The following is a 21,144-nucleotide window of genomic DNA, read 5'->3' as shown; positions in this document are numbered from 1 at the left end:
TGCCGGCCGCTGGCAGCTTATCGCTGCTTACTTGGCCGCATTCACGCTGCCATTGCCGAGTGTGGCCTGGGCCTGCAAGCGCTTGAACAGTGGCTCAAGCACCGGCGCCACGAACCGTGCGCCGATCTCCGACAGGTGATTGTCGTCGGTATACAGCGAATGGCCGTCGCGCTCGACCCGGCAAAGTCCCGCGTCATCACACAGCAACGGCGCCGGGTCCACCACGCTCACCCCCGAATTGGCAGCGGCTATTTGCGCGAACAACTGGCTGATGAACGCCTGGCGCTTGAAGTGTTCGGTCACCGCCAGACCCACGTCATCCGTCGGTCGGTGCAACATGGCCAGGCGCGTCAGGCGATAAGGCGGGCTGAACTGCTGCAACGGCGCCTCCTTGACCAGCCAGACGCGATGCCCGCCCTCACGCAGTTGCCGGACGGTCGCCTGCAAGCCGTCAGCCAGGCGTTGCTCGGCGGTGGCGCGGTCATAACGGCCATGGGTATCGCGCAGCACGTGCCCGAGATCGCCTTTCACATCGCCATAGAGATACAGGCTCCAACGCGCGACCAGCACCACGTCGCCCACTGCTTGCGGCTTCAACGCCCCTTCGACTCGACGATTGAAACGGGCACATCGCTGATCGTGTTCAAGCCCTTCAACCGGAATGCAGCCGGGAGAACTGGCGAGAATCACGCTGACACCATGCTTTTGCGCGCCATCATCGAACACCGGAATCAGCGCCGTGGCGTGACTGTCGCCCCAGACCAAGGCCTTTGTAGAGCTCGGTGCAAGCTTCCCGTAATGACAAAAGAGTTTGTCGTCAGGGGTCTTATCATCGGCCAGGCAGCGCATCAGTTCGGGCCGCCACTCCTTGCCTTTGGCGTATTGCAAAGCTTGATCAGACAGGCGCGAAGGCAAGCCATCGGTCCAGCGCAGCGCTTGACCGGCCAGACCGAGGACCACCACGCCACAACCGGCCGCGATCAGGATCTGCCGGCGGCCGGCCAACAAGCGGCGCTCGCGGAACGGTGTCTCGACGAAGCGCCACGACAGGTAACCGAGCAGCAGCGTGAGCAGAATCAAACCGGCGGTATCCACCAGCCCCGGCTCCTCGACACTGGCATAGCTGGCGAAGACAAAGACCGGCCAATGCCACAGGTACCAGGAATAGGAAATCAGGCCGAGGCCGACCAGCACACGACTGGCCAGCAGTCCACCGACCAGCGTTTGCCTATGACCATTGGCCCAGATCAACGTGACCACGCCGAGGGTCGGCAACAACGCCGCCGCGCCGGGGAATGGCGTGCTTTTATCGTAGGCAAACACCGCCAGCAGGATCAGACCGAAGCCAAACAGGCTGACGACTTGAGCGCCGGTCGCCGTCAGGCGCCAGTGACCGCGTGGCGCGACCGCCAGCATCGCGCCAGCCAATAGCTCCCAGGCACGCATCGGCAACAGAAAAAAGGCTTTCTCAGGGTGGTGCGCCACGGCCCAGACGCTGAGCCCGAACGACACCAGCAACACACCGAACAACGCCAGCCGCCAATGCTTGAGGCGGCTCGACAACAAGGTCAGCAGCAGCGGGAAGACAATGTAGAACTGCTCTTCAACCGCCAGCGACCACGTGTGCAGCAATGGCTTGAGGTCGGACGCCACATCGAAGTAACCGTCCTGGCGCATGAACAGGATGTTGGAGACGAACATCACCTGGTAGCGCACCGAGCGCCCCAGTTCTTCATAGTCCTTGGGTGCCATCAGGAACCAGCCCACTGCCAGCACCGCAGCAATCATCACAAACAGCGCCGGCAGGATCCGCCGGGCACGTCGCGCCCAGAAATCGACAAAGCTGAAACGCCCGGCCTGGCGCTGGTTCCAGATGATCGAAGTAATCAGGTAACCGGATATCACAAAGAACACGTCGACACCGACAAAGCCGCCGGTAAAGCCAGGAACGCCAAAATGGAACAACACGACCGCGATCACGGCGATTGCCCGCAAGCCGTCTATATCCCTTCGATAAGCAAGAGTGCTCATAAACAGAAAATGCCAGTCAGATTGAAGTTCTGGGTTCGTCGACCCATTTCGTTTCTGTACTGACCAACCCTAGTCGTAATCCTTCCTTTTTTTTTTGCAAAAAAAATGGCGCCCCGAAGGACGCCATTTTTAGCGGTTAAAAAACCGTCTTACTTACGCTTCATCGACAAGAAGAACTCGTCGTTGGTCTTGGTCGTTTTCAGCTTGTCGACCAGGAACTCGATGGCAGCGATTTCGTCCATCGGGTGCAGCAGCTTGCGCAGGATCCACATGCGCTGCAACTCGTCGTCCGCGGTCAGCAACTCTTCGCGGCGGGTGCCGGAACGGTTGATGTTGATGGCCGGGAACACGCGTTTTTCAGCGATGCGGCGATCCAGAGGCAGTTCCATGTTGCCGGTGCCTTTGAATTCCTCGTAGATCACTTCGTCCATTTTCGAGCCGGTTTCAACCAGCGCGGTGGCGATGATGGTCAGCGAGCCGCCCTCTTCGATGTTCCGTGCAGCGCCGAAGAAACGTTTCGGTTTCTCCAGGGCGTGGGCATCGACACCACCGGTGAGCACTTTGCCGGAGCTCGGGATCACGGTGTTGTAGGCGCGAGCCAGACGGGTGATGGAGTCGAGCAGGATCACCACGTCTTTCTTGTGTTCGACCAGGCGCTTGGCCTTCTCGATCACCATTTCGGCAACCTGCACGTGGCGGGTTGGCGGCTCATCGAACGTCGAGGCAACCACTTCGCCGCGCACGGTGCGCTGCATTTCGGTGACTTCTTCCGGACGCTCATCGATCAGCAGCACGATCAGGTGAACTTCAGGATTGTTACGTGCGATGTTCGCTGCGATGTTCTGCAGCATGATCGTTTTACCGGCTTTGGGCGGTGCAACGATCAGACCGCGCTGGCCTTTGCCGATCGGGGCGCACAGGTCGATGACACGACCGGTCAAGTCTTCGGTGGAACCGTTGCCGGCTTCCATCTTCATGCGCACGGTCGGGAACAGCGGGGTCAGGTTCTCGAAGAGAATCTTGTTTTTCGCGTTCTCGGGACGATCGTAGTTGATCGTGTCGACCTTGAGCAGTGCGAAATAACGCTCGCCTTCCTTGGGAGGGCGGATCTTGCCAACGATGGTGTCACCGGTGCGCAAGTTGAAGCGACGGATCTGGCTCGGCGAGACGTAGATATCGTCTGGGCCGGCGAGATAGGAAGCGTCAGCAGAGCGGAGGAAGCCGAAGCCGTCCTGGAGAATCTCCAGCACGCCATCACCGGAGATTTCCTCGCCGCTTTTCGCGTGCTTTTTGAGCAGGGAGAAAATCACGTCCTGCTTGCGCGAACGGGCCATATTTTCTATGCCCATCTGTTCGGCCAATTCGAGCAGTTCGGTAATCGGCTTTTGCTTGAGTTCAGTCAGATTCATATAGGAATGACGTAATCATTTATGGAGGGGGGAAATTAAGCTTTTGGCTTAATGAGGCCGCGCCGCAGAGAAGGCGACAGGATCGCGTACTTATTCGAAAAGGAGTGCGTCGGCGACGGCTAGCAGGGGGCAGTGGAGAAACCAGTGCGGGGCCGAATGTACCACCTGAGTTTCGGAGCGTCTAGCCCTGAATACGCAAAAAGCCCCGCAATATGCGGGGCTTTTCTTACAACGTCGCCGACTTAGATGTTGGCGTCGAGGAATGCAGCCAGTTGCGACTTGGACAGCGCGCCAACCTTGGTCGCTTCCACGTTGCCGTTCTTGAACAGCATCAGGGTCGGGATACCGCGCACGCCGTGCTTGGCCGGGGTTTCCTGGTTTTCATCGATGTTCAGTTTGGCAATGGTCAGCTTGCCTTTGTACGTTTCAGCAATTTCGTCCAGGACAGGAGCGATCATTTTGCAAGGGCCGCACCATTCAGCCCAGTAGTCGACCAGTACAGCGCCTTCGGCCTTGAGTACGTCGGCCTCGAAGCTAGCGTCGCTAACGTGTTTGATAAGATCGCTGCTCATGGAAGTCTCCAGGTTGTAAGCAAAAAAACGTGGCCCATCATAGCCGTCCTTCCCTCGTTCAGGAAGGTGCAGATGATTGAGTCTCGCTATGGTGGCGCATGAGTTTGGGTATAGCTCAAGTCAGGAGGTGGCGGGGGCGACGAAGGCAATTCCGGTGCGCAGTGCGGCATTGCGTACATGTTCCTGCATCGCCTTCTGTGCCGCCCCGGACGCCCGGCGCGCCAGTGCGCGGAGGATCTTGCGGTGCTCCTGCCAGGTTTCCATGGCCCGCTCGGCCCGGATGAACGGTAGCTTCTGGCTCTCCAGAAAGATGTCGGCGCTGGCGGTGAGGATGCTCAGCATCGCCTGATTACCACTGGCCAGCAGGATGCGCCGGTGAAAGTCGAAGTCCAAACGAGCGGCGGCATCGAAGTCGCCGGCCTTCAGTTCGGTACGCATGGCGGCGACGTTGTCTTCCAGGGCATCGAGATCAAACGTGCTCAACGTCACCGCCGCCAGCCCCGCCGCAAAACCTTCCAGGGCATAGCGCAACTGAAAAATATCCAGCGGCGAAGCCTGGGCCGCGAACGGCCAACTGGCCGCCGCATCACCTCGCGGCAACTCCACCGGCGCCTGCACGAACACACCCTTGCCCGGTTGAATGCTGATCACCCCCAGCGCACTCAGGGACGACAACGCCTCACGCAACGACGCCCGGCTAACCCCCAATTGCACCGCCAGGTCCCGTTGCGAGGGCAAGGCATCCCCCGCCCCGAAGCCTTGTTCGGTGATCAGTTTGCGGATGGCTTGCAGCGCCACTTCAGGTACGGCGCGAGAGATCGAGTTCATGGTTTTTCGGACGAACCAGGCCAATGAGCGGCTAGTTGTAAAGCTATTCGCCGCGCCCGGCAAGTCGTGCCCCACCGGGGTTCGGCGAGCAACGGCGATGCGCTATCGGGGTGCGAAACCGGACCTGACTGTTCAGACCAGTAAGACCGAGCAACCCCAGCAAACCCGTGGCCTGCCGCCCCAGAAGCCCGATGTTGGCATGCCCCGTGCTCTGTCGAACCGCAGAAATCACTTCCCGCCGATTCGGAGATTTGCCATGACCCAGCGTTACAGCGCCCTCCTCGCCGCCCTGTTTGCCAGCCTGATGCTGAGCCAGGCACCCGCCCACGCCGACGGTCTGGAGGATGTGGTCAAGCGCGGCACCCTCAAGGTCGCCGTGCCCCAGGACTTCCCGCCGTTCGGTTCGGTCGGCCCGGACATGAAACCCCGGGGCCTGGACATCGACACCGCCAAACTGCTGGCCGACCAGCTCAAGGTCAAACTCGAACTGACCCCGGTCAACAGCACCAACCGCATTCCGTTCCTGACCACCGGCAAGGTCGACCTGGTGATTTCCAGCCTCGGCAAGAACCCTGAGCGGGAGAAAGTCATCGACTTCTCCAGCGCCTACGCACCGTTCTACCTCGCCGTGTTCGGCCCGCCAGACGCGGCGATCAAAACCCTGGACGACCTCAAGGGCAAGACCATCAGCGTCACCCGTGGCGCCATCGAAGACATCGAGCTGACCAAAGTCGCCCCCGAAGGCGTGACCATCAAGCGCTTCGAAGACAACAACTCGACCATCGCCGCCTACCTCGCCGGCCAGGTCGACCTGATCGCCAGCGGCAACGTGGTGATGGTGGCGATCAGCGAGAAAAACCCGAAACGCGTGCCGGCGCTGAAAGTGAAGCTCAAGGATTCGCCGGTCTACGTCGGCGTGAACAAGAACGAAGCGGCGTTGCTGGACAAGGTCAACCAGATCATCGCCACCGCCAAGACCGACGGTTCGCTGGAAAAGAACGCCATGACCTGGCTCAAAGAGCCGCTGCCGGCCGATCTCTGATCGCCGCGCAGGAGACTAAACATGGCTTACCAGTTCGATTTTCTACCGGTGGTGCAAAACACCGACCTGTTGCTGCGCGGTGCGCTGTTCACCCTTGAACTGACGGCCATAGGCGCCGTGTTCGGCGTGGGCCTTGGCATTGTCGGGGCGCTGGTGCGGGCATGGAACATCCGCCCGTTCTCGGCAATCTTTGGGGTCTACGTCGAGTTGATCCGCAACACGCCGTTCCTGGTGCAGTTGTTTTTCATCTTCTTCGGCCTGCCTTCGCTCGGCGTGCAGATTTCCGAATGGCAGGCGGCGGTGCTGGCGATGGTGATCAACCTCGGGGCTTATTCGACTGAAATCATTCGCGCCGGCATTCAAGCGATTCCCCGTGGCCAGCTGGAAGCCGCTGCCGCGTTGGCGATGAGCCGCTTCGAAGCCTTTCGCCACGTGGTGTTGCTGCCGGCGCTGGGCAAGGTGTGGCCGGCGCTGAGCAGCCAGATCATCATCGTCATGCTCGGCTCGGCGGTGTGCTCGCAGATCGCCACCGAAGAGTTGAGCTTCGCCGCCAACTTCATTCAGTCGCGCAACTTCCGCGCCTTTGAAACCTACGCCCTGACCACGCTGATCTACCTGTGCATGGCGCTGATGATTCGCCAGCTATTGAACTGGATTGGCCGGCGCTACATTTCACGGAGCAGCCAATGAGCGATTTCACCTTCTGGGACGTGGTGCGCAACCTGCTCACGGGCCTGCAATGGACCCTGGCGTTGTCGCTGGTGGCGTTTATCGGCGGTGGCGTGATTGGTTTGCTGGTCATGGTCATGCGCATCTCGAAAAAGACCTTTCCCCGCAGCTTCGCCCGCACCTACATCGAACTGTTCCAGGGCACGCCGCTGCTGATGCAGCTGTTCCTGGTGTTCTTCGGCGTGGCGTTGGCCGGGGTGGAGATTTCGCCGTGGATGGCGGCGGCGGTGGCATTGACGCTGTTCACCAGCGCCTATCTCGCGGAGATCTGGCGCGGTTGCGTCGATTCGATCCCCAATGGCCAGTGGGAAGCCTCATCGAGCCTGGCGCTGAACCCGCTGGAGCAATTGCGCTACGTGATCCTGCCGCAAGCCCTGCGCATCGCCGTGGCGCCGACCGTGGGTTTCTCGGTGCAAGTGGTCAAAGGCACCGCCGTCACCTCGATCATCGGCTTCACCGAACTGACCAAGACCGGCGGCATGTTGGCCAACGCCACGTTTGAACCGTTCATGGTCTACGGCCTGGTCGCCCTTGGTTACTTTTTGCTCTGCTACCCCTTGTCCCTCAGTGCGCGCTACCTGGAAAGGAGACTGCATGCCTCTGCTTAGAATTTCGGCCCTGCATAAATATTACGGCGACCACCATGTGCTCAAAGGCATCGACCTGAGTGTCGAGGAAGGCCAGGTGGTGGCGATCATCGGTCGCAGTGGCTCGGGCAAATCCACCTTGCTCCGTACCTTGAATGGTTTGGAGTCGATCAACGACGGCGTGATCGAAGTCGACGGCGAATACCTCGACGCCGCCCGCGCCGACCTGCGCAGCTTGCGGCAGAAGGTCGGGATGGTGTTCCAGCAGTTCAACCTGTTTCCGCACCTGACCGTGGGCGAGAACGTGATGCTCGCGCCGCAGGTGGTGCAGAAAGTGCCCAAGGCGAAAGCTAAAGAGCTGGCAAAAGCGATGCTGGAACGGGTCGGCCTGGGGGAAAAATTTGATGCGTTCCCGGATCGACTGTCCGGCGGCCAGCAACAGCGCGTGGCGATTGCCCGGGCCCTGGCGATGTCGCCCAAGGTGTTGCTGTGCGACGAGATCACCTCGGCGCTGGACCCGGAACTGGTCAATGAAGTGCTGAGCGTGGTCCGGCAACTGGCCAAGGAAGGCATGACGTTGATCATGGTCACCCACGAGATGCGTTTTGCCCGGGAGGTGGGGGATAAGTTGGTGTTCATGCATCAGGGCAAGGTGCATGAGGTGGGGGATCCGAAGCTGTTGTTCGCCAATCCGCAAACGGCGGAGCTGGCGAATTTTATCGGCACGGTGGGAGCCGCCGGTTAACGATCGTTCCCACGCTCCCGCGTGGGAATACAGCCCGGGACGCTCCGCGTCCCACTGGAACGCAGAGCGTCCCTTGAGGCATTCCCACGCCGAGCGTGGGAACGATCGGACTCGGGTGCTCTGGATCAAGGCTTTGCGCCGTACGCGTTGGCGTCAGCGTTTGATCGTGGCACGATGTCGGGGTTATCGACCGAGACCCCCCTGACCATGCCGCAATCCCAAGCCAAGAATCTGTCCCTGATCGCCGCAATCGACCTGGGCTCCAACAGCTTTCACATGGTCGTGGCCAAGGCCCAGAACGGCGAAATCCGTATTCTTGAGCGCCTCGGCGAAAAGGTCCAACTGGCCGCCGGCATCGACGACGAGCGCCAGCTCAACGAAGAATCCATGCAGCGCGGGCTTGATTGCCTCAAGCGTTTTGCCCAACTGATCAACGGTATGCCCCCCGGCGCCGTGCGCATCGTCGGCACCAACGCCCTGCGTGAAGCCCGCAACCGTGGCGAATTCATCCGCCGCGCCGAAGAAATCCTCGGCCACCCGGTGGAAGTCATCTCCGGCCGTGAAGAAGCGCGCCTGATCTACCTCGGCGTCTCCCACACCCTCGCCGACACCCCGGGCAAGCGCCTGGTGGCCGACATCGGCGGTGGCAGTACCGAATTCATCATCGGCCAGCGCTTCGAGCCGCTGCTGCGCGAAAGCCTGCAAATGGGTTGCGTCAGCTACACCCAGCGTTACTTCAAAGATGGCAAGGTCACCCCGGCCCGTTACGCCCAGGCGTACACCGCGGCACGGTTGGAGATCATGAGCATCGAGCACGCCCTGCACCGCCTGACCTGGGATGAAGCCATCGGCTCCTCGGGCACCATCCGCGCCATCGGCCTGGCGCTGAAGGCTGGCGGGCACGGTACCGGCGAAGTGAATGCCCAGGGCCTGGCCTGGCTCAAGCGCAAATTGATGAAGCTGGGTGATGTCGAGAAAATCGACTTCGAAGGCATCAAGCCTGACCGCCGCGCGATTTTCCCGGCCGGTCTGGCGATTCTCGAAGCGATCTTCGATGCCCTCGAACTGCAACGCATGGACCACTGTGAAGGCGCCCTGCGTGAAGGCGTGCTCTACGACCTGCTGGGCCGTCATCATCACGAAGACGTCCGTGAGCGCACCCTCAGCTCGTTGATGGAGCGTTATCACGTCGATCTGGAACAAGCGGCGCGGGTTGAACGCAAGGCCCTGCATGCCTTCGATCAAGTGGCCGAGGACTGGGACCTGGACGACGGCGTCTGGCGCGAACTGCTGGGCTGGGCCGCCAAGGTCCATGAAGTCGGCCTGGACATCGCCCACTATCACTACCACAAGCACGGCGCCTACCTGATCGAGCACTCGGACCTGGCCGGCTTCTCTCGCGAAGACCAGCAAATGCTCGCGCTGCTGGTACGCGGTCACCGCCGCAATATCCCCAAGGACAAATTTGCCGAGTTCGGCAGCGATGGCAGCAAGCTGATTCGCCTGTGCGTGCTGCTGCGCTTTGCGATCCTGTTCCACCACATCCGCGGCACCCAGGAAATGCCTCAGGTCATCCTGCGCGCCAACGGCGACAGCCTCGATGTGTTGTTCCCGGAAAACTGGCTGGACGAAAACCAGCTGACCCAGGCCGACTTCGCCCTGGAAGCGGAATGGCTGACGCGCGTCGGGTTCACCCTGAACGTGCGCTGAAACGTGCACTGAAATTGAAAAAGGCCTTCTGCGGAAGGCCTTTTTTGTGCCTGCCATTCGGCAGGCGACTCCCTCCCTGTGGGAGCGGGCCTTTGTGGCGAGGGGGCTTGCCCCCGTTCGGCTGCGTAGCAGTCGTAGAACATTACACGCGATGTACCTGATACACCGCGATTGCGGATTTTAGGGCCGCTTCGCGACCCAACGGGGGCAAGCCCCCTCGCCACAAAGGCCCGCTCCGACAGGGTTTGGCGCGTTAGCGAACCGCCAGAATCGGACTGCCCAACCGCTCCAGCAACGTCGCCTGGGCACTGCGCGGGTTCTGGTTGCCGGTCGGGGTGTTGCGAATGTAGCGCCCGTCCGCCTGCAAGCTCCAGCTATGCGTGTTATCGGTCAGATAAAGCTCCAGCTCTTTCTTGACCCGCATGATCAGCTTCTTGCCTTCCACCGGGAAGCACGTCTCGACGCGCTTGTCGAGGTTGCGCTCCATCCAGTCGGCGCTGGAGAGGAACATCTGCTCTTCGCCGCCGTTGAGGAAGTAGAACACCCGGGTGTGTTCCAGGAAGCGACCGATGATCGAGCGCACGTGGATGTTGTGCGAAACCCCGGCAATGCCCGGACGCAGGCAACACATGCCACGCACCACCAGATCGATGCGCACACCCGACTGACTGGCCTTGTACAGCGCGCGGATGATCTTCGGATCGGTCAGCGAGTTGAACTTGGCAATGATGTGCGCCGGTTTGCCGTCGAGGGCGAACTGGGTTTCCCGGGCAATCATGTCGAGCATGCCCTTCTTCAGCGTGAACGGCGCGTGCAGCAACTTCTTCATGCGCAGGGTCTTGCCCATGCCGATCAACTGGCTGAACAGTTTGCCGACGTCTTCGCACAAGGCGTCGTCGGAGGTCAGCAAGCTGTAGTCGGTGTACAGACGGGCGTTGGCCGCGTGGTAGTTGCCGGTGCCCAAGTGCGCGTAACGCACGATTTCGCCGGCCTCGCGACGCAGGATCAGCATCATCTTGGCGTGGGTCTTGAAGCCGACCACGCCGTAAATCACCACCGCACCGGCCGCTTGCAGACGGCTGGCCAGTTGCAGGTTGGACTCTTCGTCGAACCGCGCGCGCAATTCGATCACCGCGGTGACTTCCTTGCCGTTACGCGCCGCGTCGACCAGTGCATCGACGATTTCCGAATTGGCGCCGGAGCGGTACAGGGTCTGACGGACCGCCAATACATGCGGGTCCTTGGCCGCCTGGCGCAGCAGATCGACCACTGGAGTGAAGGACTCGAACGGGTGCAGCAGCAGGATGTCCTGCTTGCTGATCACGCTGAAGATGTTCTCGCTGTTTTGCAGCAGTTTCGGGATCTGCGGGGTGAACGGCGTGTATTGCAGCGCTCGCTGGCTGTCCAGACCGGTGATGCTGAACAGGCGGGTCAGGTTGACCGGACCATTGACCTGATACAGCTCGGTCTCGTGCAGGTTGAACTGCTTGAGCAAGTAGTCGGACAGGTGTTTCGGACAGGTGTCGGCCACTTCCAGACGCACCGCGTCACCGTAGCGACGGGAGAACAACTCGCCGCGCAGGGCGCGGGCCAGGTCTTCCACGTCTTCGGTGTCGACGGCGAGGTCGGCGTTTCGGGTCAGGCGGAACTGGTAGCAGCCCTTGACCTTCATGCCCTGGAACAGGTCATCGGCGTGCGCATGGATCATCGACGACAGGAACACGTAGTTGTCGCCTGCGCCGCCCACCTCTTCCGGCAACTTGATGACGCGCGGCAGCAGACGCGGCGCCGGGATGATCGCCAGACCGGAGTCGCGACCGAAGGCATCGATGCCTTCCAGCTCGACGATGAAGTTCAGGCTCTTGTTCACCAGCAACGGGAACGGGTGCGTCGGGTCCAGGCCGATCGGGGTGATGATCGGCGCGATCTCGTCGCGGAAATAACGACGGACCCAGGTTTTGATCTTGGTCGTCCAGTGACGACGACGGATGAAGCGGACCTGATGTTTCTCCAGTTCCGGCAACAGAATGTCGTTGAGGATCGCGTACTGGCGGTCGACGTGACCGTGCACCAGTTCGCTGATCCGGGCCAGGGCCTGATGCGGTTGCAGACCATCGGCGCCGGCCTGTTCACGGGCGAAGGTGATCTGCTTCTTCAGGCCGGCCACGCGAATCTCGAAGAACTCGTCCAGGTTGCTGGAGAAGATCAGCAGGAATTTCAGCCGCTCCAGCAACGGGTAGGACTCATCCAGCGCCTGTTCCAGCACGCGGATGTTGAACTGCAGTTGCGAGAGCTCGCGATGGATGTACAGGCTGCTGTCATCCAGGCCGGGGATGGCAATCGCCGGCGCCGCGACGGCGGGTTCGGTCACCACCGCGGCGGGAGCTGGCTCTACGTCCGGCGGGGTTTCGTCGATTTGCTCCACCACGGGCTGAGCCTCTTTTACGGCAACTTCAGTGAGTCCTTCGGTATTCATGGAATGTTCCTGGGAGGGCTTATTTTTGCTCTCGTAACAATTGGGCAGCGCGCACGGCAAAGTAAGTGAGGATGCCATCTGCGCCTGCACGTTTAAAAGCGGTCAGGGATTCGAGAATAACCCCTTCGCTCAACCAGCCATTCTGGATCGCCGCCATGTGCATGGCGTATTCGCCGCTGACTTGGTAAACAAACGTCGGCACTTTGAATTCTTCTTTGACCCGGTAAAGGATGTCCAGATACGGCATGCCTGGCTTGACCATGACCATATCCGCGCCTTCTGACAAGTCCGCCGCCACTTCGTGCAGGGCTTCGTTGCCGTTGGCCGGGTCCATCTGGTAGGAGGCCTTGTTGGCCTTGCCCAGGTTCAGCGCCGAACCGACTGCATCGCGGAACGGGCCGTAATAGGCGCTGGCGTACTTCGCCGAGTAGGCCATGATCCGCACATTGACGTGATCGGCCAGCTCAAGGGCTTCGCGGATCGCCTGGATACGCCCGTCCATCATGTCCGACGGGGCCACCACCTGGGCGCCGGCTGCGGCGTGGGACAGCGCCTGTTTGACCAGCGCATCGACGGTGATGTCGTTCTGCACGTAGCCTTCTTCGTCGAGGATACCGTCCTGGCCGTGGGTGGTGAACGGGTCCAGGGCGACGTCGGTGATCACACCCAGTTCCGGGAAGCGATCACGCAGGGCGCGGGTGGCGCGCTGGGCGATGCCGTCCGGGTTCCAGGCTTCGGCGGCGTCCAGCGACTTGAGTTCTGGTGGCGTGACCGGGAACAGCGCCACTGCCGGAATCCCCAGCTCGACCCACTTCGCCGCTTCTTCCAGCAACAGATCGATGGTCAGGCGTTCCACGCCCGGCATCGACGCCACCGCTTCGCGACGGTTTTCACCGTCCAGCACGAACACCGGCAGGATCAGGTCATCGACGGTCAGGACGTTTTCACGGACCAGTCGACGCGAGAATTCATCACGACGGTTGCGACGCAGGCGGGTAGCAGGAAACAAACGGTTGGCGGGGGTAAAGCTCACGGCAGACTCCTGAGCCCGCGCTGGCAGGCGAGCGTGACAGTTATAAGCGGCCATTATGACGAACAGATGACAGTTGTGCTTATCCCCGTGACACGTAGTCGCATTCCATTGTCGTTGTAGGAATTGTTCACGTCGAGACACATTTGGACACTTTCATGAATGTGCACGAAGGGTTAGGCTGCGCGTTCATTTCGCCAGCACCCAGACAATGCTCCAACAATTTCTGCATGACTTCGGCTACTTTGCCCTTTTTCTCGGCACGTTCTTCGAAGGCGAAACCATCCTGGTGCTCGCGGGCTTCCTCGCGTTTCGCGGATACATGGACATCAATCTGGTCGTCGTCGTGGCGTTCTTCGGCAGTTATGCCGGTGATCAGCTGTGGTACTTCCTGGGGCGCAAGCACGGCCGCAAATTGCTGGCGCGCAAACCGCGCTGGCAATTGATGGGCGACCGCGCGCTGGAGCACATCCGCAAGCACCCGGACATCTGGGTCCTGAGCTTCCGCTTTGTCTACGGCCTGCGCACGGTGATGCCAGTGGCGATCGGCCTGTCGGGTTATCCGCCGGGACGTTACCTGCTGCTGAACGGGATTGGTGCCGCGGTCTGGGCCTCCGCGCTCGCAGCGGCGGCCTATCACTTCGGTGCGGTGCTCGAAGGCATGCTGGGCAGCGTCAAGAAGTACGAGCTATGGGTGCTCGGCGCGCTGCTGGTGCTGGGCCTGGGCCTGTGGCTGCGCCGGCGCTTCAAGAATGCGCGCCTGGCGAAGAAGATCTACGCCGACGAGCAAGCCTTGAAAGCCGAACAAGCCCGGATCAGCGAGCCTAAGACGCCAATCGAGTGAAGCGGTTTCTACACCAGTAGAGCCCGATGGCGCTGAGCAGGCTGTAACTGAACAGGCCGGCCCAGCCCACCGCGCTGGCCGGCCACAGCCCGACCAGCGGCGCCAGCCACACCAGCGGCAGGTTCGACGCCAGCCGCAGCAGCTCCAGCTTCCACGCCCACGGGCGATTCTCCAGGGCCACGCCCAAGGTAAACAGACCCAGCGCGATCGCGCTCCAGCCGAGCAGCAACGCGGCGGCCGGCAGGCTCTGTTCCAGGTTCATCAAATAGCTGCCCAACGCGATGTAGACGCCGAACTGCAACGCCACATACCGCTGCTGGCGCCCGTCCAGCGGCACTTCGAATTTGCGGAACTGGCTCAGATCCGGCTTGTGCATCGGGTACTGGGCCGCCACGTCCGCCGGGCGCCAACCGGTACGCATGAACCAGATCCGCAACTTGTCCCACTTGCTCTGCGCGCGCTTCGCGTCATCCCACAACTGCGCATAAAACTGCAGGTTGGCCCACAGCGGATTCCAGCTCGCCAACGGCGTGGTCACGCCAAAAATCACCGGTTCGTTGGCGTCCTCTTCCTGGAACGAGCCAAATAGACGGTCCCAAATAATGAACACCCCGCCGTAGTTGCGATCCATGTAGAGAGCGTTCTGTGCATGGTGGGCCCGATGATTGGATGGCGTGACGAAGCACCACTCGAACCAGCCAAGCTTGGAAATGTGTTTGGTGTGCACCCAGAATTGATACAGCAGGTTCAGCGCCGCGACGCTGACAAACACCAGCAACGGCACGCCGAGCACGGCCATGGGCAGGTAGAAGATCCAGCTCAGCAGAAAACCGGTGCTGGTCTGGCGCAACGCGGTGGAGAGGTTGTAGTCCTCGCTCTGGTGATGCACCGAATGCGCGGCCCACAGGATGTTGCGCTCGTGGCCCATGCGGTGCAGCCAGTAATAGCAAAAGTCATACAGGACGAACGCGAATACCCAGACCCAGACGCTGTCGCCCGAGAGTTTGAACAGCGCCAGATGTTCCAGGGCAAACGCATACGTCAGCAGCCCCACGCCCTTGGTCAGCAGGCCGGTGGTGGTGGACAACACACCGGTGCTGATGCTGTTGATTGCGTCGGCCAGTCGATAATTGCGCACCCCGCGCCAACGGTCGGCCAGCAGTTCGACGGCGATCAGCACGAAGAAAAACGGCACCGCATACAGAATGAAATTCATGACGCGACCTGAAGGCAATTGTGATGACTGATCCTAGGCCTCGCCGCGAATTAACCCTATGGCAACCCGCGACAAATTAGTGGACATTTAGCGCCATGAACCTGGAGAAAAGCCCATGAGCAAAAAAATTGCAGTGATCCTTTCCGGCTGTGGCGTGTACGACGGCGCCGAAATCCACGAAAGCGTGATCACCCTGCTGCGCCTGGACCAGCGTGGTGCCCAGGTGCAGTGCTTCGCGCCGAACATTGCGCAGTTGCATGTAATCAACCACCTGACCGGCGAAGAAATGCCCGAGTCGCGCAATGTGTTGGTGGAATCGGCGCGCATCACCCGGGGCAATATCAAGGACATCCGCGAAGCCAACGTCGAAGACTTCGATGCGTTGATCGTGCCGGGCGGTTTCGGTGCGGCGAAGAACCTCTCCAATTTTGCCGTCGAAGGCGCTGGCTGCACGGTACAACCGCAAGTCCTGGCGCTGGCCGAAGCCTTTGCCGAAGCCGCTAAACCGGTGGGGTTGATCTGCATCTCGCCGGCGCTGGCGGCGAAGATTTACGGCCCGGGCGTAACCTGCACCATTGGTAATGATGCCGAAACGGCGGCGGCCATGAACAAGATGGGCGCGACCCACGCCGATTGCGCCGTGGGCGATATTGTCGAAGACAAGGCGCGCAAGTTGGTGAGTACACCGGCGTATATGTTGGCGCAGACGATCAGCGAGGCGGCGTCGGGGATCAATAAGCTGGTCGACCGTGTGCTCGAACTGACCCACGAAAACGACGCCTGACACCGGACACCTGATCGTTCCCACGCTCTGCGTGGGAATGCCTCAACGGACGCTCCGCGTTCGGCTCTGGATGGGACGCGGAGCGTCCCGGGCTGCATTCCCACGCGGAGCGTGGGAACGATCATTGTGCCCGGGTCAGCCGGGTCAGGATCCGATCCAGCGCATTGGCAAACGCCTGTTTCTCCCGCTCGCCAAATGGCGCGGGCCCGCCGCTCATCTGGCCCTGCTCTCGCAGGTCAGTGAACAGATTACGCACCGCCAATCTGTCGCCCATGTTCTGCGCATCGAACTCTTTGCCCCGCGGGTCCAGCGCCGCAACACCCTTCTTCACCAGGCGATCAGCCAACGGCACATCGCTGCAAATCACCAGCTCACCGGGCACCGCGTGTTCCACCAGGTAATCGTCGGCCGCATCCGGGCCACTGGGCACCACGATCAGCTTCACCAGCGCCAGGCCGGGCTTGATCTGCGGCTGACCGGCCACCAGCACCACTTCGTACTGGCGCTTGAGGGCGAATTTCACCACCAGATCCTTGGCCGCCCTTGGGCAAGCGTCGGCATCGATCCACACACGCATTGTGTTACCTCTTAAAAGCATCGCGGGCAAGCCTTGCTCCTACAGGTTATACGCAACCGGCGCATGAATCCTGTAGCAGCGAGGCTTGCCCGCGAATGGGGACGACGCGGACTTAAGACGTCTGCACCCGCCGCTTCTCAGCCATCCGGCTACGACTGTAAAGCACGACAATCGCAATAATCGCCACCGCCTGCGCACTCAGCGAATACGCATCAGCGTGGATCCCCAACCAGTCGAAGTCAAAGAACGGCACCGGCCGGGTGCCGAAGATCCCGGCTTCCTGCAACGCCTTCACCCCATGCCCGGCAAACACCACCGACAACGCGCACAGCAACCCGGCGTTGATGCCGAAGAACAGCGCGAGCGGCAGTTTCGCCGAACCGCGCAGGATCACCCAGGCCAGGCCGACCAGCAACACCAGCGCCGTGGCACCGCCGGCCAATACCGCGTTGTGCCCGGCGGGACCGGCCTGCAGCCACAGGGTTTCGTAGAACAGGATCACTTCGAACAGTTCGCGATACACCGAGAAGAACGCCAGGATCGCAAAGCCGAAACGCCCGCCGCCGCCCACCAGGCTGCTCTTGATGTAATCCTGCCAGGCCGCCGCGTGGCGACGGTCGTGCATCCACACGCCAAGCCAAAGCACCATGACACTGGCAAACAACGCCGTCGCGCCCTCCAGCAATTCACGCTGGGCGCCGCTGACATCGATCACATACGCCGCCAGCGCCCAGGTCCCGAGTCCCGCCAACAACGCCAACCCCCAACCGACGTTGACGCTGCGCACCGCCGATTGCTGGCCGGTATTGCGCAGGAACGCGAGGATGGCCGCCAGCACCAGAATCGCTTCCAGGCCTTCGCGCAGCAGAATCAACAGGCCGGAGATGTAGCTCAGGGACCAGCTCAAGCCATCGCTGCCCAGCAGGCCAGCGGATTGCTTCAACTTGGCCTTGGCCGCGTCCAGACGCTGCTCGACCTGGGCCAGCGGCAAACCATCCTGCAACGACTGACGGTAGGCCATCAGGGATTTTTCAGTGTCTTTGCGCACGTTGGCGTCGACGTTGTCCAGGGAGCTTTCGACCAGTTCGAAGCCTTCCAGGTACGCGGCCACCGACAGGTCGTAGGCCTGATCGTGCTCGCCAGTCCGGTAGGCGGCGATGCTTTTGTCGAGCGTTGCGGCGGTGTAATCGAGCAACTGCGCCGGGCCACGCTTGACCTGGGGCGGTTGCGCCCGCTGCGCACGGAACGTCGCCACGGCTTGCGGGCCTTCGGCGGCCAGCACTTCGGCCGGGGTCTGACGGGCCAGGTCGGCGATGTTGTAGGTCTTTTCGGATTTAGCGGCGGCCGGGTCGGCGCTGAAACCAGCAATATAAGTCGCCAGATCCCAGCGCTGACGGTCATCCAGCTGGTCGGCGAAGGACGGCATGTCGGTGCCTTCGACGCCCTGGCCCAGGGTGTTGTAGATCCCGTAGAGGCTCAGGCGATCCAGCCGCGTTGCATCCCGCAGGTTGGCCGGCGCCGGGGTCATGCCAACGCCGGCCGGGCCGTCACCGGCGCCCGCATCGCCGTGGCACACCGAACATTGCTGGGCATACAGCGGCGCGCCGCGAGTCGGGTCCGGGGTGATCACCGGAGCCTGGCTGACTTCATAGGCTACGGCCAGCTTCGCACCGAGCTGACGGGCCTGACGCACGACGTCGGCGCTGTCCCTGCGAGCGACGATAGCCGCGCGCAGGTTGCTAACGCCCTGCTCCAGCTCGGCGCGCTCGGGCCTGGCCGGCAATTCGGCGATCAACCCTTGCAGAACCACCATGAACTCTTGTTGTTCGCGGTACTCGGACTCATCAATGACCTTGCCGGCCTCGACCGTCGCCGGGTAATCAGCGCCAATGTAGTCGAGTAAATGCAGCGCTTTGGGCGCGCCTTCGGCAGTCTCGGCCAGCGCATTGAAGCTGCAAAGCGCGATCACCGGCAGCACTAGCCACGCCAGAAAACGAGAGGAGGCAGTCATGAATGAATCTCAAATGGAAATACGAAGTAACACATTGTTCACTCCCAATGAGTTTCACTCAAGCTTTGTCTACGCCGGCCGCTGACGAACAGGAACAAAGTGCCATCATTCAAGTCTATAATTTGCCGCCTCTTGGCGGCTTATCTTCAAGGAAGACACACAGTAAATGGCCACCCGCCTGCGCTTCTGGTTTGTCCTCAGTACGTGCCTTCTACTGAGCGCGTGCACCTCGTTCCGTGACTACAACGCGGAGCTCGACGAGACCCTCTACTATTTCAGGGACGGCGATATCGAAAGCGCTGTTGCCGTGCTCGACCGCAACAACCCCATTGCCCCCGGCGACCTCCTCTACAACTTCGAGCGGGGTGAGTTGTTGCGCATGAACGGCGACATGAGCGGCAGTTACGCCAATTGGGACTACGCCGACCGCTTGATCGAAGGGTGGGCAAACTCGCCCTATTTCGGCACGTTCAAAGGCTTCACCGACTTCAACAGCTACGGCGCCAACGACAAAGTGCGCTTATACGACGGCCATGATTTCGAGAAAGTCGCGCTGACCACGCAAATGGCCCTGATGTTGCTCTCCGCCGCCGAGACGGAAAAGGCTCGCGTCGCGATCAAGAAAACCCACGAGCGCGAGGCGATCATTGCCGACAAGCGTGACTTGGAATACCTGGCCCTGGAAAACCAGGCGAAGGATCAGGGGGTCGCGCTGCAATACAAAGACCTTCAGGGCTACCCGGTGGCAACCCTCGACGCTCCCGAAGTGGTCGCGCTGAAAAACAGCTACCAGAGCGCGTTCAGCCATTACCTCGCCGGGTTCATCTATGAATCACTGGATGAGAAAGACCTCGCCGCGCCGGGTTATCGCCAGGCCATCGAACTGCACCCGAATACACCGCTGCTGGAACAAGCCTTGCGCAACCTGGCCAAATCCCCGCTCAAAGCTGGCGAGGCCGATGTGCTGTTGATCGTGCAAACCGGTCTGGCGCCGGCGCTGCAGTCGGTGCGCGTGCCGATTTCGGTCGACGTCGAGGGCCAGACCTTCATTACCAACATGTCGTTTCCGGCCGTCGTCCCCGACACCTCCACGCCACCGGTGGACTTCATAACGGTGGACGACAAAAAACAGAAGCTGACCCTGATCAACAGCTTCGGCGACATGTCGCGCCGTTCATTGCGTGACGACATGCCGGGGATTATTCAACGCACGCTGCATCGCGCCCGCACCAATGCCCAATACCTGGCGTTCCTGAAAAAACGCAGCCCGGAGAAACTTGAAGAGGAAATGCTGCGGCAAACCCAGCAAGAGGACGCCGATACCCGTGTCTGGCGCACCTTGCCCGACAGGACCTTGATCGCCCGAATCCGGCTGAGCAAGGGCATGCACAAACTGACGCTACCGAATGCGCCACAATACCTTCCGATCAAATTCGAGATTGATAAAACCCATCAAGCCTTCAGTTTGCGCGCCGTGGGTAACCGGATTTACGCCGCCGACCTCGCCATGCGACAAGACGCCCAGTCAGCCCCCCTCGTTGACGCCAAACCCGCCCTACCCTGAACGGAGATTTTCATGGGATTGAAATGCTTCGCCGTTATCGCCCTGGCCCTGTTGGCCGGTTGCGCCACCCCGCCACCGCCGCCGGAACCCGGCAGCGCCGCCAGTAAAGTCATGGCCACCGGACCGATCCAGCACGTCGCCGTCGGCCCGATGCGCATGGCCCGGGAAAACGGCTTCCTCACGGTCAACGCCCAGCTGAGCAATACCGATACCGATAACCGAACACTCTATTACCGCTATCTGTGGCTGGGACCGGAAGGATTTCCGGTCGCCGAAGCCGATACCTGGAAAAGCCTGACCCTGTACGCCGGCCAGACGAATTTCCTGCCCGCCATCGCCCCCGTACCACAAGCCGTGGACTTCCGCCTGGAGATCAATACGCCGTGAACCGCCCACACATGATGGCCCGCCTCTCTTGCGTTGCCCTGGCCGCGTTGCTGGTCGGTGGCTGTGCCGACAATCGCTCGCCGGTATTGTGCAGTGGCAACATCAGCTATGGCGACCCGAAGGCCGTGGAGCTGGTGACCAACGAATTCGGCTCGACCGACCTGCAAATGATCGCCGAGAGCATGACCCGTTCCCTCGCCCAGTCCGGTGTCCTGAAGGGCCGCCCGGTGGTGCAGGTGTACGACGTGATGAACAAGACCAGCGAGTACATCGACACGCGGGAAATCACCACCTCGATCAAGACCCAGTTGATGCGCAGCGGCGCCGCGCGTTTTGCCAGCGACAACACCGACATGCAAAGCCAGGTCGACCACCTCAAGCTGCAAAACCAGAGTGGCCTGTACAAGAAAAGCACGGTGGCCAAGACCGGCAACATGATCGCCGCCCGCTATCGCCTGGAAGGCTCGATCAGCTCGATCGTCAAGCGCAGCAACGACTACAAGGACGTCTTCTACAAATTCAGCCTGCAACTGGTCGACGTCGAAAGCGGACTGGCCGAGTGGATGGACGAGAAAGAAATCCGCAAAACCACGGAGCGCTAA

19 protein-coding genes are annotated in these 21,144 nt (G+C 61.1%); 10 read left to right on the top strand and 9 right to left on the bottom strand.

The features are described from left to right. Positions 1 to 27: 27 nt before the first annotated feature. The 4 genes from FQ192_RS20780 to FQ192_RS20765 form a co-directional block, all read right to left on the bottom strand. Positions 28 to 2,031 carry an acyltransferase family protein gene (locus FQ192_RS20780; protein WP_149660220.1) on the bottom strand — a complete coding sequence of 668 codons (2,004 nt, stop codon included), beginning with the start codon at positions 2,029 to 2,031 and terminating at the stop codon, positions 28 to 30. Between the two features lie 149 nt (positions 2,032 to 2,180). Then, on the bottom strand, positions 2,181 to 3,440 hold the full coding sequence (rho, locus tag FQ192_RS20775) for a transcription termination factor Rho (RefSeq protein WP_007942421.1): 1,260 nt from the start codon (positions 3,438 to 3,440) through the stop codon (positions 2,181 to 2,183). 242 nt (positions 3,441 to 3,682) lie between these two features. Further along, positions 3,683 to 4,012 carry a thioredoxin TrxA gene (gene trxA / locus FQ192_RS20770; RefSeq protein WP_003177349.1) on the bottom strand — a complete coding sequence of 110 codons (330 nt, stop codon included), beginning with the start codon at positions 4,010 to 4,012 and terminating at the stop codon, positions 3,683 to 3,685. A 120-nt stretch (positions 4,013 to 4,132) separates the two neighbouring features. After that, on the bottom strand, positions 4,133 to 4,840 hold the full coding sequence (locus FQ192_RS20765; RefSeq protein WP_149660219.1) for a FadR/GntR family transcriptional regulator: 708 nt from the start codon (positions 4,838 to 4,840) through the stop codon (positions 4,133 to 4,135). A 256-nt stretch (positions 4,841 to 5,096) separates the two neighbouring features. Between FQ192_RS20765 and FQ192_RS20755 the strand changes: the two genes are divergently transcribed. The 5 genes from FQ192_RS20755 (at position 5,097) to ppx (ending at position 9,653) form a co-directional block, all read left to right on the top strand. After that, the gene (locus FQ192_RS20755; RefSeq protein ID WP_149660217.1) at positions 5,097 to 5,882 is read left to right on the top strand and encodes a transporter substrate-binding domain-containing protein; all 786 of its coding nucleotides are present in this window, start codon (positions 5,097 to 5,099) and stop codon (positions 5,880 to 5,882) included. Between the two features lie 21 nt (positions 5,883 to 5,903). Then, on the top strand, positions 5,904 to 6,572 hold the full coding sequence (locus FQ192_RS20750) for an amino acid ABC transporter permease (RefSeq protein WP_054044658.1): 669 nt from the start codon (positions 5,904 to 5,906) through the stop codon (positions 6,570 to 6,572). After that, on the top strand, positions 6,569 to 7,219 hold the full coding sequence (locus tag FQ192_RS20745) for an amino acid ABC transporter permease (protein ID WP_123403923.1): 651 nt from the start codon (positions 6,569 to 6,571) through the stop codon (positions 7,217 to 7,219). Before FQ192_RS20750 ends, FQ192_RS20745 begins: the two co-directional genes overlap by 4 nt. Next, entirely contained in the window at positions 7,206 to 7,943 is a 738-nt protein-coding gene (locus tag FQ192_RS20740) for an amino acid ABC transporter ATP-binding protein (protein WP_149660216.1), read from the top strand. The genes FQ192_RS20745 and FQ192_RS20740 overlap by 14 nt, the downstream gene beginning before the upstream one ends. Positions 7,944 to 8,150: 207 nt before the next feature. Beyond that, complete coding sequence (gene ppx / locus FQ192_RS20735) at positions 8,151 to 9,653, top strand: exopolyphosphatase (RefSeq protein ID WP_149660215.1); 1,503 nt, start codon at positions 8,151 to 8,153, stop codon at positions 9,651 to 9,653. A gap of 253 nt (positions 9,654 to 9,906) precedes the next feature. On the opposite strand, the gene ppk1 is transcribed toward ppx, so the two are convergent. Together ppk1 and hemB are read right to left on the bottom strand one after the other, a co-directional pair. Next, positions 9,907 to 12,129 carry a polyphosphate kinase 1 gene (gene ppk1, locus FQ192_RS20730; RefSeq protein WP_149660214.1) on the bottom strand — a complete coding sequence of 741 codons (2,223 nt, stop codon included), beginning with the start codon at positions 12,127 to 12,129 and terminating at the stop codon, positions 9,907 to 9,909. A 19-nt stretch (positions 12,130 to 12,148) separates the two neighbouring features. Then, positions 12,149 to 13,162 (bottom strand): porphobilinogen synthase, encoded by a 1,014-nt coding sequence (hemB, locus tag FQ192_RS20725; protein WP_149660213.1) that lies wholly within the window; start codon positions 13,160 to 13,162, stop codon positions 12,149 to 12,151. Positions 13,163 to 13,370: 208 nt separating this feature from the next. On the opposite strand from hemB, the gene FQ192_RS20720 reads away from it, so the two are divergent. Beyond that, positions 13,371 to 14,003: a DedA family protein gene (locus FQ192_RS20720; protein ID WP_149660212.1), complete on the top strand. Its 633-nt coding sequence runs from the start codon at positions 13,371 to 13,373 to the stop codon at positions 14,001 to 14,003. Here the strand turns inward: FQ192_RS20720 and FQ192_RS20715 are convergent. Next, entirely contained in the window at positions 13,984 to 15,219 is a 1,236-nt protein-coding gene (locus FQ192_RS20715) for a sterol desaturase family protein (RefSeq protein WP_149660211.1), read from the bottom strand. The genes FQ192_RS20720 and FQ192_RS20715 overlap by 20 nt on opposite strands. A gap of 115 nt (positions 15,220 to 15,334) precedes the next feature. Here FQ192_RS20715 and elbB point away from each other — a divergent pair, with 115 nt between their 5' ends. Next, complete coding sequence (gene elbB / locus FQ192_RS20710; protein WP_149660210.1) at positions 15,335 to 16,003, top strand: isoprenoid biosynthesis glyoxalase ElbB; 669 nt, start codon at positions 15,335 to 15,337, stop codon at positions 16,001 to 16,003. 121 nt (positions 16,004 to 16,124) lie between these two features. On the opposite strand, the gene FQ192_RS20705 is transcribed toward elbB, so the two are convergent. Beyond that, positions 16,125 to 16,580: a YaiI/YqxD family protein gene (locus tag FQ192_RS20705; protein WP_149660209.1), complete on the bottom strand. Its 456-nt coding sequence runs from the start codon at positions 16,578 to 16,580 to the stop codon at positions 16,125 to 16,127. Positions 16,581 to 16,692: 112 nt separating this feature from the next. Then, on the bottom strand, positions 16,693 to 18,591 hold the full coding sequence (locus FQ192_RS20700; RefSeq protein ID WP_149660208.1) for an FTR1 family protein: 1,899 nt from the start codon (positions 18,589 to 18,591) through the stop codon (positions 16,693 to 16,695). Positions 18,592 to 18,757: 166 nt separating this feature from the next. Between FQ192_RS20700 and FQ192_RS20695 the strand changes: the two genes are divergently transcribed. Genes FQ192_RS20695 through lpoB form a run of 3 tightly spaced genes read left to right on the top strand, consistent with a single transcriptional unit; the run spans position 18,758 to position 21,144 of the window. Then, the gene (locus tag FQ192_RS20695; RefSeq protein WP_149660207.1) at positions 18,758 to 20,155 is read left to right on the top strand and encodes a COG3014 family protein; all 1,398 of its coding nucleotides are present in this window, start codon (positions 18,758 to 18,760) and stop codon (positions 20,153 to 20,155) included. A gap of 12 nt (positions 20,156 to 20,167) precedes the next feature. Continuing rightward, positions 20,168 to 20,542 carry a YcfL family protein gene (locus FQ192_RS20690; RefSeq protein ID WP_149660206.1) on the top strand — a complete coding sequence of 125 codons (375 nt, stop codon included), beginning with the start codon at positions 20,168 to 20,170 and terminating at the stop codon, positions 20,540 to 20,542. Between the two features lie 11 nt (positions 20,543 to 20,553). Further along, a complete protein-coding gene (lpoB, locus tag FQ192_RS20685) occupies positions 20,554 to 21,144 on the top strand; it encodes a penicillin-binding protein activator LpoB (protein ID WP_149660328.1) in 591 nt (196 codons plus the stop codon).

Source organism: Pseudomonas sp. ANT_J12, assembly GCF_008370045.1.
Taxonomy (GTDB): Bacteria; Pseudomonadota; Gammaproteobacteria; order Pseudomonadales; family Pseudomonadaceae; genus Aquipseudomonas.
The sequence above is the reverse complement of the archived record's forward strand: the minus strand, read 5'-3'. Positions and strand labels throughout refer to the sequence as shown.

Coding starts and splice junctions, on each gene's coding strand:
- FQ192_RS20780 (WP_149660220.1), bottom strand. CDS start 2,031: ATGAGCACTCTTGCTTATCGAAGGGATATAGACGGCTTGCGGGCAATC.
- rho (WP_007942421.1), bottom strand. CDS start 3,440: ATGAATCTGACTGAACTCAAGCAAAAGCCGATTACCGAACTGCTCGAA.
- trxA (WP_003177349.1), bottom strand. CDS start 4,012: ATGAGCAGCGATCTTATCAAACACGTTAGCGACGCTAGCTTCGAGGCC.
- FQ192_RS20765 (WP_149660219.1), bottom strand. CDS start 4,840: ATGAACTCGATCTCTCGCGCCGTACCTGAAGTGGCGCTGCAAGCCATC.
- FQ192_RS20755 (WP_149660217.1), top strand. CDS start 5,097: ATGACCCAGCGTTACAGCGCCCTCCTCGCCGCCCTGTTTGCCAGCCTG.
- FQ192_RS20750 (WP_054044658.1), top strand. CDS start 5,904: ATGGCTTACCAGTTCGATTTTCTACCGGTGGTGCAAAACACCGACCTG.
- FQ192_RS20745 (WP_123403923.1), top strand. CDS start 6,569: ATGAGCGATTTCACCTTCTGGGACGTGGTGCGCAACCTGCTCACGGGC.
- FQ192_RS20740 (WP_149660216.1), top strand. CDS start 7,206: ATGCCTCTGCTTAGAATTTCGGCCCTGCATAAATATTACGGCGACCAC.
- ppx (WP_149660215.1), top strand. CDS start 8,151: ATGCCGCAATCCCAAGCCAAGAATCTGTCCCTGATCGCCGCAATCGAC.
- ppk1 (WP_149660214.1), bottom strand. CDS start 12,129: ATGAATACCGAAGGACTCACTGAAGTTGCCGTAAAAGAGGCTCAGCCC.
- FQ192_RS20720 (WP_149660212.1), top strand. CDS start 13,371: ATGCTCCAACAATTTCTGCATGACTTCGGCTACTTTGCCCTTTTTCTC.
- FQ192_RS20715 (WP_149660211.1), bottom strand. CDS start 15,219: ATGAATTTCATTCTGTATGCGGTGCCGTTTTTCTTCGTGCTGATCGCC.
- elbB (WP_149660210.1), top strand. CDS start 15,335: ATGAGCAAAAAAATTGCAGTGATCCTTTCCGGCTGTGGCGTGTACGAC.
- FQ192_RS20705 (WP_149660209.1), bottom strand. CDS start 16,580: ATGCGTGTGTGGATCGATGCCGACGCTTGCCCAAGGGCGGCCAAGGAT.
- FQ192_RS20700 (WP_149660208.1), bottom strand. CDS start 18,591: ATGACTGCCTCCTCTCGTTTTCTGGCGTGGCTAGTGCTGCCGGTGATC.
- FQ192_RS20695 (WP_149660207.1), top strand. CDS start 18,758: ATGGCCACCCGCCTGCGCTTCTGGTTTGTCCTCAGTACGTGCCTTCTA.
- FQ192_RS20690 (WP_149660206.1), top strand. CDS start 20,168: ATGGGATTGAAATGCTTCGCCGTTATCGCCCTGGCCCTGTTGGCCGGT.
- lpoB (WP_149660328.1), top strand. CDS start 20,554: ATGATGGCCCGCCTCTCTTGCGTTGCCCTGGCCGCGTTGCTGGTCGGT.